A 10,124-nucleotide genomic window follows, 5' to 3' on the forward strand; every position below is an offset into this window, starting at 1 on the left:
CGCTCGCCTTTATCGTCCTTTACAAACGTAGCCCCGTGATTTTCAACAGCTGCGGCATATTTACGAATTGACGACGTGCTAACTTCTAATAATACTGCGATTTGACCCGTTCGGTAACTGCTCTCAAGCATGCGCTCACCCCTCGATAATTATGCGATAATACAATTATACAAGAATGTTGATAAAACGGTATAAATAGACGGTAATTGGGCGACTTACCGCCGATTGTATCCGGCGCGATTGTACCAGTAATGGCGAACGTGAGCGCTCGTCATTACTAAATCATGTAGGAGGCCGTAAGTTGACGGCCTTTTTATTTTGAGAGAAAGGAAGCACCCCGAGAAGTGTCAACGGTAAATGTCTGACTGGAACGATAGTGGAAGGAATTTAAGGAGTTGATACGTGAGGTGATTCTTCATCCTGTTTTTGGTTCTCACCCCATGTGAGAACCTGCCACCCGGCGAGGGGGTTTTAGGTTAGTGGGTATCCCCTTTTGAAAAAGGGGTACTTGCTCTTGATTTCTGGGAAAAGAACGTCCGCAACCGGACGATTTTTTCTTGCTCTTGAACTAGGGGAAGGACAGCATCCGGCAGGAGGAAGTCACCCCTGCACTCACCCTCGGAGAGCACACCTTTACGCATGTAAAGTATAGTGTGCTATACTTTACATGGAAGTGTTGCCGATTCAAGAGGGTGCATAAGGGGTGCTGAGTATGAGTTTCGCTGTCGTTCGTATGGCTAAAATGAAGTCTCATGATTTAAAGGGAATGCAATTTCATAACCAGCGAGAACGGGAGAGTAAAACGAATCCCGATATTGATAAAACAAAACTGCATTTGAATTATGATCTGGTGAATGAAAAGCCAATTGATTACAACAAGCAAGTGAAAAAGATTATAGAGAGTCAAAAAGAAGGGACCAGGAAAACCCGTAAAGATGCGGTCTTGGTAAATGAGTTGTTGATTACATCTGATAAAGCTTTTTTTGAAGGAATCAGTCCCAAAGAACAAAATCGTTTTTTTGAAGAGAGCTACAAACTGTTTTCAGAGCGATACGGAAAAGAGAACATCGCATATGCGACTGTTCACCACGACGAAAAAACCCCTCACCTCCACTTAGGGGTTGTGCCTATGCGTGATGGTAAATTGCAAGGGAAGAATGTCTTTAACCGGCAAGAATTACAGTGGATTCAAGATGAATTCCCTAAACACATGCAAAAGCTAGGTTTTGATCTGGAGCGTGGAGAAAAAGGTTCCGATCGGAAACACATTGAGATGCAGAAATTTAAAGTAATCACACTTAATCAAAAAGTTAAGGAGCTTGAAAGCTCCTTGAAAGAAGTGAAGCAAGTTTATGATGTCGTTCGGAAGGTTGATAGCATCGAAGTCAAAGACAAACCAGACCTAAAGACAAAGATAGGCTTAAAAGGCTCTCACAAGGTCGAAATTGCATTTGAAGACTTCGAACATGTTAAAGCATTGGCAAAAACGTCAGAAACGCTTAAAACGCAAAACAAGCGCCTTAAAAGCGAAGTGGAAAGATTAGACAAGGAAAATGTAGAATTAAAAAATCGATCACTTAAAATTGCTGAAGAAATTGGCAAGTTAATGACTGAAAATAAACGATTGACACAATTGGTTAAAAGCTATGAAGCTTCTGTAGACTACTTGCAAAAAACGATAGAAGTTATCAAAAATAATTCAAAAAAACATTTGGAGATTGGACTGGAACGTATGCAGTCGTATATCGGAGAATCCCGTTTGCATGTACTGTTCAACAAGGTCGGTATTCAAATATTCCAAAAAGAAAGCTTAGAAAATTTGATCCCCAAAGATGAACATGATGGCGCAGAAAAGTACATGGCCAAAATCAATAAAATGAATTTGGAAAACGAGAAACAACCAAATGAGCTTGAAAAGTCTGCAGCAAGCAAAAAGTCAAAGAGCATTGAATTAGAGAGATAAAGGTGTGGAGTAAATGAGTAATCAAGAAAAAACAATTGAAGAACTGATGATGCAATTAGCTGAGGTTAATAAGCGAACTGGCTTTCAAGCACAAGAAATAGAAGTGGATGCTGAAGGTGCTATGATTCTTGATGCGAATAACCCTCATGATCGTGAATGGTGGAAGGAAGATAGTAATTAACTTGATTTTAATGATACATTACGAGAAAACAGGAAAGCCCCACTGAAGGGCTTTTTTTATTGCCTAAACCCAAGCCTTATAATATGGGGTCATAGTAGAGCCTGTTTTTAAGTCTAAAATCTTTGCTGTTACTGACTTTATCTAGTGGTGCAAAAATGCGATATTGCACTTTTTTTATTAGCAGATTGCAGCAAATGCCTAAAAAGCATTTTAAGGGCTTTTTTAGCCATTTAAATATTCAAGTGGCAGTTGTATCCATTTTCCACCATAAAAACGCTTGTAAGGACTGCTAGATAGTTTTAAAGAATAGTTTAATAGTGGTGAACAACTGCACTTAGTTTTTTTAAAAAAAAGAGATTTCCTGATAGTTTATTTTATCTCCACCAACACCAGTCCCTTGTTTGTTGTTGTTTTAAGTACTTATGTTTAAGATCTTTGTTTTAATTGTTTTAGACACCATTCAAAACGTTGGTATGACTAAGTTTTCAGAGTTTAAATGCCACACTTTCGGTTCCAAATGCCACAAATTATAAAAAACCGGGCATTGTATTACTTTCAATGTATTGATATGGTTATCTTTAATATAAAAGCCACAAATTACATAAAGAGGTGTTTTAATGAATGGAAATCACTTAGTTACACAAGCGAACAACCTAATTGAAGCTCGTCACAACAACCCTTTAACTGCAAGAGAACAAAAGATTATTCTCACAATGGTAAGTGGAATTGAACCCCAAGACGAAGATTTTAAAGATTATAGTATATCGCTAAAAAATTTCAGTGAAATGTTAGGGTTGGAAGGGAGTACAAAATATACGGAAATAAAGGAAATCATGAAGAGTTTGATGGAAAAGACGGTTGAAATACCCTCAAAAAACGGAGGATGGCTTCTAACGCATTGGGTTTCCAGTGCGGAATATGTGAATGGTGAAGGGATTATTAAATTGTCTTTCTCACCAAAACTAAAACCCTATATGTTGCAGTTAAAAGATCAGTTCACGTCATATCGTTTAAGCAATATTTTATCTCTTAATAGCACCTATTCTATACGCTTATATGAACTCATGAAAAAGTGGCAACATCTTGGAAAATGGGAAAATCCTGTAGAAGAATTAAAACTGAAATTCGGTGTTCCTAAAGACTCTTATAGCCGTTATAACCATTTTAAAACGAGAGTTATTTTAAGGGCGGTTGAAGAGGTAAACGAAAAAACCGATCTTTTTATCGACTTCAAAGAGATCAAAAAAGGGCGTAGCGTAGAACGGATTGAATTCATTATTAAACATTCGGCTGATAAGGAAATTAAGTTAACACCGCCACCTAAAAAGCCTAAAAAAACGTTTGAAAATGAAGATGTAAGAGAACGATTGAACGATTTGGCAAGAGACTTTAACTTTGACCAAACTTTTTTTGCTCAAATGTATCAAGGAGCGTTACTCATCTGGAATGATGCTGCTGAAAATGAATTAAGTCTGCTCATTCGCTATGTGAATCAAGAAGAAACCGTGAAAAATCCGTTAGGTTTTATCAAATCGAAATTACAAACAGCATGGGACGTTTACCAGGATGGACTATCTATCACGTTTGCTGATTTAAAATCTAGTAAACGAACAACTAGACGGACAGAAGTTGTTCCTGAATGGTTTCATAAAAGTGGGGAATCGAACGAAACACCCCAATTGAGTGAGGAAGCTAAAGAACAAAAACGAGAATTACTCGCAAGTCTTGGAAAGTCTCCCGAAGAGATTGAAGAATTGATGAAAGAAGAAAAGTCCTCCGTAAAATAGGGGGACTTTTTTTGTTTGATTAGAAATATCCGAATCAGAGAGAGTGCCCATCTACACACCCTGAAATTTGGGGTATGGTTTTGGGTGGCTTTTAGTCGTAAATAATGCGCTGCATTGAACAGAGGATTTAAAATAACACATACAAAAAGGAGGTAATTTAAAATCACCTCCTTTTTAAAAAATTATAATTTATTATTTTTAACTAAATTCTATAGAATATAATCTCAATCCTCATAATTAATATTTTTATTATAATTTTCATTCATTAGGAATCGCATCCTTTATATTTTTTTTAGGTTTGATCTCAATTTCTAAGTCTAATCCATCCAGTATTTTAAGTAGTGTATCGATATTATAATTATTTGCACTTGTAACTCTAACGATTTGTGGATGTTGCAATCCAATATTCTTTGCTAATTTACGAACTGATAAATCTTTTTTTTCTAGTCCTTCTTTAATTTCCCTAGTGATGTTCAACTTAGAAACCGAGATAGAATAATATTCCTTTGGAATATCCATGAGTTCTGAAATATCATGCATCTCGAAGTTCTCGGCCATTTTGGTTTTTCTCCCCTTTCATTTTAATCCTTGATCGATCTTACTAACTCTTACTTAATCTTATTAGATACTTTCCATATGAAAACCGTGAATCCTTGCTGTAGGAGAAGGACTTACCATCCTTCTCTTTTAGCAATTCTTTCGGCAGTATCTAAATCTCTGTTTGTTAACTTGGGGGTAGTTTTTCTGAAAAACATTAATACAGCATAATTAGCCGGTTGAGTATTGTGAGAAATTTTTTTGAAAAGTATTCTCCACTCAGTTTTTGATTTGTCTTTAAATTTCATTTCCCAAATCTTTTCTCTGTGCGTGCGCTCAATGCATTTATTTAAATAATCTTCGTTAGTCCCGTAATCATTTAATAAATGCAACTTTTCAAGAATTTTTATTTTTGTTTTTTCAGATACCGGTTCATTCTTTAATCCGTCTTTTACTTCCCCCGTAAAAACAAGATTCGGATACTGCTGAATATGTACTTTAGACATATCCACCAGTTCCCTTCATATGAATTTTTCAATACCCCCTTATGGTATCATATATGTAACCATTTGTCAAATAGAAAGAACCGTATAGCCTCAAATTTGCAAGAAGGCTTTTTAAAAAGAGTGAATTCTGCGGAAAATTTTCGCAGCAGCCACACTTTTAAATTTATTATGAGATGTTTTTTGGGTCCTTACCTCATGGGAGAGTAGTGAACCGCAAAATATGCGGTTCACTAAACACAACCACAATTCGCCTCATGTTCTCGTCTTGATGTAGCGATTTTTAAATTTGTTTTTATTGATTGTAGATTTTTTAGACAGTAAACTAAACAAATCGAAGGTGCGCTAACACCAACGGTTTTATAAAGAGTTAGGTTGCCAAAAGGTAGTCAGCCGAGAGATGAAAAATCCACCCGAGCCGTCAAAAATTCAAGGGTAGATTTTTTAGTAACATTCGATTCAAGAGACTAACAAACAAAGAAGCGACCTATCATTAAGCTAGATCGCTTCTTTGTTTGTTTATGAGGTCCTTTTAAAATTCTCACCCCATGCGAGAGTAGTGAACCGCAAAATATACAATTCACTAAACACAACCACAATTCATCTCGCTTCCTTGAAGTATGATTCTAAACAATACAGCATTGCAGAAATCACGAAAGTTGGAGGAATATCCGCAGCGACTTTATACCGTCACATTGAAAAAAGAAAAGAACAATGAACAATTGCTGTAACACAACTCGAGCGAACTTAAAATTTTTAAGTTCACTCGGATTAGGTAATGCTCGAAGTACAAACGGAGATAAGGGCGCAGCTTTCAGAACAGGCGGAAGAGAAGCCTGAACCAGAGTCAACACCGTCAATATGGCAGCGCGTTTATTTCGGCAAGCAATGATTAATATAGCTATACAAACCGAAATAGGTACGAGGTGAATCCATATGACACAGGAAGATAAAGAGTTTACTGCGTTTACAATCGAATATCAAAAGGACGGCGACGGGTGTAGCCTTGAAGATAACGTGAAAGACGTGCTTCGAGCGCCTAAAGTCCATGTGAACATCCGTTTAAACGAAAAAGACGGCATAATCGATGTCAGTCACGCTAAACGCGCACCAATCCGATTATCCGTTTCTAATCATGCTGATTATGCGAAATTAAAGACATTGCTGCAGTCGCCCGACGTAATTGCGTTGTTTAACGAGATAAGCAAGGAACGCCCCTAATATTTGCGGGTCCAATTATGCTGGTGCGATAAGGAGCAATTAGGTGAAATTTCTATTTTTTAACCCCCGTTTCAAAAATGAAACGGGGGTTAATTACATTCATTAGATGATCTACCATCTTCAACCTGGTGAATGGATATTTATTCATCGGACCAGACAAACACTGCTACCAAAAGTCCGTCAACTCAACGATGTATATTTCGTGAATAAAAGATGAATCGGTGAAAAGAGGAAGAAGTGAGAGTTGGTAAGGGTTGGTTCGAGGGAGCTAACTTCCTAGTCGGGGTGTTATGTCAACCAATTTTGTATAACCCATGCATTATAGTTTAGTAAGTAACTCGCTGATTTACGAATTAACATTTAATAGATTCTCGTCCCATTATGTATCATAAACCACCTAATTGTATTAAGCTTATATAAGTTTCAAAACTAGATGATAAGGGGGAACCTACTTTCATGAATAAAGAATCTGGATTTCTAATTGCTTGCTTGAGCTTTATATTACCAATTGCATTTTTAATTTTCATGTATTTCAACAGCGAACTGATTATTCCAAAGGGGTATGATTTAGCCCTGGATGGTTACGTAATATCTAAAAATTTGATACTCATTTTTATCTTTTACTTAGTATCAAAATTCGGAGTATTTTACTATAACCACACGAAAAAAGACTAGCTTTTAAAAAGCTAGTCTTTTTTTAAGTAGATTAATAGTTTAAAACACTGTATTGACCGTATTGAGGCCATTTCACTGTATAACTATTGCTACTAATAACTTTTCCAGTTACCAAATCGTAATATTCTCTAGTACCTTTTTCAACCTTATAATAAACTTTATATCCCAAATAAACTACTCGATTAGGTCCGATATTAACTGTATATCCCACTGAATTACTAACAGATCCGGATACATTTATATTTAATCCATATATATCACCCTCTACCGCGACGCCGAAAGTTGTTTGTTTAGTTGCTGTAAGAGTACCTCCAGTAGTACCATATGTACTTAAATTATCTGACGCTCTCTTATGACTAGACCATTCATAATAGGTTGAAACATTTTTTTTGCGATATCGAAAATCATTGACGAACATAGGCGTTACATTAGATTCGTCAGAGACTGACTCTACAGGGGCTACTGGTGTTGTTACTGGTACTCGTGGTTCTATTGTTCCTTCTAATGAATCTGCTGATGCATGTAGTGTGTCAATCGAAAAAGATATTAACAGTGCAAAAGAAAGCACTGCAGTAAAAATTACCCCTTTTAAAAAGTGTTTCATATTCTTCCTCTTTTCATTGTTTAAATGATTTTATGGTTATAGATTAAGTGTCTGCGCAAACTCTCAACATCAGTATAACTTCCTTAAAAGGAAAAAAATACTAAATTATAAAATTGGTTCTTTTTTCACAAAAAATACCAAAAAACTAAAGTCTAAACACCCATAAAATTCTGTCTTCTTAAAGTGAAGTTTAGCTTTTAGCAAAAAAATAACATATTTGCCTGTACCATTAATCAGTACCATAGCGTATCGTTGAAAGATAGACCAAAAAACAAGAAGTTCACGATGCTATACCGTGAACTTCTTGTTTTTTATTATGGAAACCGATGATACACTCGGTTTTTTTTGGAAAAACAAAGGTTTCATAAATAATTTCAATGATTCATCCTGTATACGTCCAAACCGCTGGTATGTCAATACGTTGTCTATTTATCTTGTATAATAAATATGGGGAAACTTATAGGTATAGGAATAAAACAAATATTCGATTAAAATGGATTATAGAGAGAGAGGAGGGATAACTTGCAAATTGTTTCAATTCCGATCCCTATTAGAGTCAAACACGGTCATGCCATGATAGAGGAAGACAGTATTCAACTCCACCAGAATCAGGTAGATAAAATAAAAAGAGAAGCACGAAAAAAAACCAAAGAAGAATGGATTAAATCTCGTAATGGCGTAAAAATAAATCTAACTGGTGATCAACAAAAAGCAATCCTTGGTGTAAAAGATCAAATCCTTGAATATTTAAGCTCATCTAAAAACCCTAAAGAAATACTGCAAAGACAAAGAGGTTTTGGCTTTGCAAAGCATGCTTTTGAGAGGATTTTAGAAAGAGTGGAGAGATTAACCCCAGAGGATATTGAAGCTCTTGGTACAATTAACTATAATGCAACTGTTCATCCGGAAACATTAGAAAAGATAGTCAGTTCACTAGTAGAGTCCCAAATTGTCCATTCTGAAGCAGAATGGAAAGGCTACCCTTATTTGAATTTTAAATTCTTGTGTAGTTATGACGGGCGGGAATTGGAAATATTAGTGAACTTCGCAACGGGTATCCTGATTATAACTTTGATTGTAAAAAAAGAGACCGGTTATTTCGTAAGAGAAATTTATTCTTTTGAAAACGTCGATCCAATAAAAAAACCTTCGTCTTATTTATGATAAGAGAAGGTTTTTTTATTGGAATTTTTGGTAGTCATATTCAAAAATTCCGTTGTCGATCATGTATCTAAAGATGTGCGATAATTTGTACATAACATTTCCAGGAATATACTCTTCTTCTCCATCAGGTCCAATACCGTTAGGATACAAAGCATGAGGGACATTTTGAACTGTTAGTCGTCCATTGTGAAATGTTTTAAAAGTTAAATGCAATTGTTCTTCAGGCAATTTCAACCTCTCCAATACACTTAAGCTCATAATATTCACATCCTCTCCTAAAATATAGTGCTTTAAAAGTAATATTAGACTAGGAAAAAATTTTTTTAAAGGTGGTACTATGTAGCAAAGAAAGCAACGGGCTGGTGTACTATAGTACACCAGCCCGTTGCTTTCTTTGCTACACTATAGTTAAATAAATTATAGTTAGTTCGCAGTTTATTACATAAAAAAATGAAAAAACCTTCAAGGGGGTATATGCATGGAGAATGAAAACACGAAAAGGAGCATGGCAACTCACTTACGTAAAGAACATTCATTATGGCGAGACACTAATTTCAATAACAAAAATGGTTTCTTCCCAGTTTTTCACGATTTTAAGAAATTACTACCGGATTTATCAGGTGGAGCCGTATCCTTATTTATTTATATGGGGCTACATTCTAACAACCAAACTGGAGAATGCTTTCATAGCATTGATAAAATATCCAAATTTTTCGATAAATCTCCACGAACAATTAGTAAGTGGATTAATGAATTAGAAGAAGTAAAGTTAATACAAAGATTACAGTTAGAAGTTAACGGCCCTGCTCATACATTTATTAGACCGTATCCAGTTAGTACTGAATGATTTTAATTTTCCAGAAGGTAACATTTCGTTCGAAATTGGAACGAAATGTTACCTTCTTCTTTCGTATTGCTTTTTTCATCCCAGGTTCATGAAACTGGAATATAATCCTTCTTACCAAAAGTCGAGAATATTTAATGTCTGAACTGCCACCACTTACGCGGCTTTGGCACTTTTTCGTCTATAACTCCTGAAGCCACTTCTTCTTTCGAGGGCTCTTCCAATCGTTTCAATGTCGCCATTATGTGCACCTGTCCCCGTCGCATTTCTTGCATTGCATTTACCAGCGCCTCATTTTGCTTCGTCAATGTCTCAATACGATTTGCCATTTCCACAAATAGTTCACGATCGTTATTTGCCAGTACTTCGCCCGTCTGTATCCTTATCTCTTTATTATTCTTTAATAGTGTAGCTGCGTTGATTGCGGCGGTATCCATCGTATTACCGCCACTAATTAATTTTCGTAAATGTCTAAATGCAGCAAGATCTTCTTCGGTAAATATACGCTCGCCTTTATCGTCCTTTACAAACGTAGCCCCGTGATTTTCAACAGCTGCGGCATATTTACGAATTGACGACGTGCTAACTTCTAATAATACTGCGATTTGACCCGTTCGGTAACTGCTCTCAAGCATGCGCTCACCC

The 10,124-nt window shown here is 36.1% G+C and carries 11 protein-coding genes; 6 read left to right on the forward strand and 5 right to left on the reverse strand.

Annotation, left to right across the window (positions count from 1 at the left end; translation table 11 throughout):
- Nucleotides 1-712: 712 nt before the first annotated feature.
- From mobV to AC3EA5_RS17885, 3 genes are all read left to right on the forward strand, one after another.
- Entirely contained in the window at nt 713-1,963 is a 1,251-nt protein-coding gene (gene mobV, locus AC3EA5_RS17875; protein ID WP_488609551.1) for a MobV family relaxase, read from the forward strand.
- 13 nt (nt 1,964-1,976) lie between these two features.
- A complete protein-coding gene (locus AC3EA5_RS17880) occupies nt 1,977-2,144 on the forward strand; it encodes a hypothetical protein (RefSeq protein ID WP_488609552.1) in 168 nt (55 codons plus the stop codon).
- A 617-nt stretch (nt 2,145-2,761) separates the two neighbouring features.
- The gene (locus AC3EA5_RS17885; protein WP_488609553.1) at nt 2,762-3,931 is read left to right on the forward strand and encodes a replication initiation protein; all 1,170 of its coding nucleotides are present in this window, start codon (nt 2,762-2,764) and stop codon (nt 3,929-3,931) included.
- Between the two features lie 258 nt (nt 3,932-4,189).
- Here the strand turns inward: AC3EA5_RS17885 and AC3EA5_RS17890 are convergent, their stop codons facing one another.
- Both AC3EA5_RS17890 and AC3EA5_RS17895 read right to left on the reverse strand, forming a co-directional pair.
- Nucleotides 4,190-4,489, reverse strand: coding sequence for a helix-turn-helix domain-containing protein (locus tag AC3EA5_RS17890; RefSeq protein WP_488609554.1), 300 nt, complete (start codon nt 4,487-4,489; stop codon nt 4,190-4,192).
- Between the two features lie 113 nt (nt 4,490-4,602).
- Nucleotides 4,603-4,974: a type II toxin-antitoxin system RelE/ParE family toxin gene (locus AC3EA5_RS17895; RefSeq protein ID WP_488609555.1), complete on the reverse strand. Its 372-nt coding sequence runs from the start codon at nt 4,972-4,974 to the stop codon at nt 4,603-4,605.
- A 933-nt stretch (nt 4,975-5,907) separates the two neighbouring features.
- Between AC3EA5_RS17895 and AC3EA5_RS17900 the strand changes: the two genes are divergently transcribed.
- A complete protein-coding gene (locus AC3EA5_RS17900) occupies nt 5,908-6,192 on the forward strand; it encodes a hypothetical protein (protein WP_488609556.1) in 285 nt (94 codons plus the stop codon).
- Between the two features lie 706 nt (nt 6,193-6,898).
- Here the strand turns inward: AC3EA5_RS17900 and AC3EA5_RS17905 are convergent.
- A complete protein-coding gene (locus tag AC3EA5_RS17905) occupies nt 6,899-7,471 on the reverse strand; it encodes a hypothetical protein (RefSeq protein ID WP_488609557.1) in 573 nt (190 codons plus the stop codon).
- A gap of 522 nt (nt 7,472-7,993) precedes the next feature.
- Here AC3EA5_RS17905 and AC3EA5_RS17910 point away from each other — a divergent pair.
- Entirely contained in the window at nt 7,994-8,635 is a 642-nt protein-coding gene (locus AC3EA5_RS17910; protein ID WP_488609558.1) for a hypothetical protein, read from the forward strand.
- A gap of 15 nt (nt 8,636-8,650) precedes the next feature.
- Here the strand turns inward: AC3EA5_RS17910 and AC3EA5_RS17915 are convergent, their stop codons facing one another.
- Nucleotides 8,651-8,893 (reverse strand): hypothetical protein, encoded by a 243-nt coding sequence (locus AC3EA5_RS17915; protein ID WP_488609559.1) that lies wholly within the window; start codon nt 8,891-8,893, stop codon nt 8,651-8,653.
- Between the two features lie 220 nt (nt 8,894-9,113).
- On the opposite strand from AC3EA5_RS17915, the gene AC3EA5_RS17920 reads away from it, so the two are divergent.
- Complete coding sequence (locus AC3EA5_RS17920) at nt 9,114-9,482, forward strand: helix-turn-helix domain-containing protein (RefSeq protein ID WP_488609560.1); 369 nt, start codon at nt 9,114-9,116, stop codon at nt 9,480-9,482.
- 131 nt (nt 9,483-9,613) lie between these two features.
- Here AC3EA5_RS17920 and AC3EA5_RS17925 read toward each other — a convergent pair.
- On the reverse strand, nt 9,614-10,124 hold a 511-nt coding region (locus AC3EA5_RS17925; RefSeq protein WP_488609561.1), incomplete at its 5' end, for a MerR family transcriptional regulator.

The organism is Paenisporosarcina sp. (assembly GCF_057785155.1).

Coding starts and splice junctions, on each gene's coding strand:
- mobV (WP_488609551.1), top strand. CDS start 713: ATGAGTTTCGCTGTCGTTCGTATGGCTAAAATGAAGTCTCATGATTTA.
- AC3EA5_RS17890 (WP_488609554.1), bottom strand. CDS start 4,489: ATGGCCGAGAACTTCGAGATGCATGATATTTCAGAACTCATGGATATT.
- AC3EA5_RS17915 (WP_488609559.1), bottom strand. CDS start 8,893: ATGAGCTTAAGTGTATTGGAGAGGTTGAAATTGCCTGAAGAACAATTG.
- AC3EA5_RS17905 (WP_488609557.1), bottom strand. CDS start 7,471: ATGAAACACTTTTTAAAAGGGGTAATTTTTACTGCAGTGCTTTCTTTT.
- AC3EA5_RS17880 (WP_488609552.1), top strand. CDS start 1,977: ATGAGTAATCAAGAAAAAACAATTGAAGAACTGATGATGCAATTAGCT.
- AC3EA5_RS17895 (WP_488609555.1), bottom strand. CDS start 4,974: ATGTCTAAAGTACATATTCAGCAGTATCCGAATCTTGTTTTTACGGGG.
- AC3EA5_RS17885 (WP_488609553.1), top strand. CDS start 2,762: ATGAATGGAAATCACTTAGTTACACAAGCGAACAACCTAATTGAAGCT.
- AC3EA5_RS17920 (WP_488609560.1), top strand. CDS start 9,114: ATGGAGAATGAAAACACGAAAAGGAGCATGGCAACTCACTTACGTAAA.
- AC3EA5_RS17900 (WP_488609556.1), top strand. CDS start 5,908: ATGACACAGGAAGATAAAGAGTTTACTGCGTTTACAATCGAATATCAA.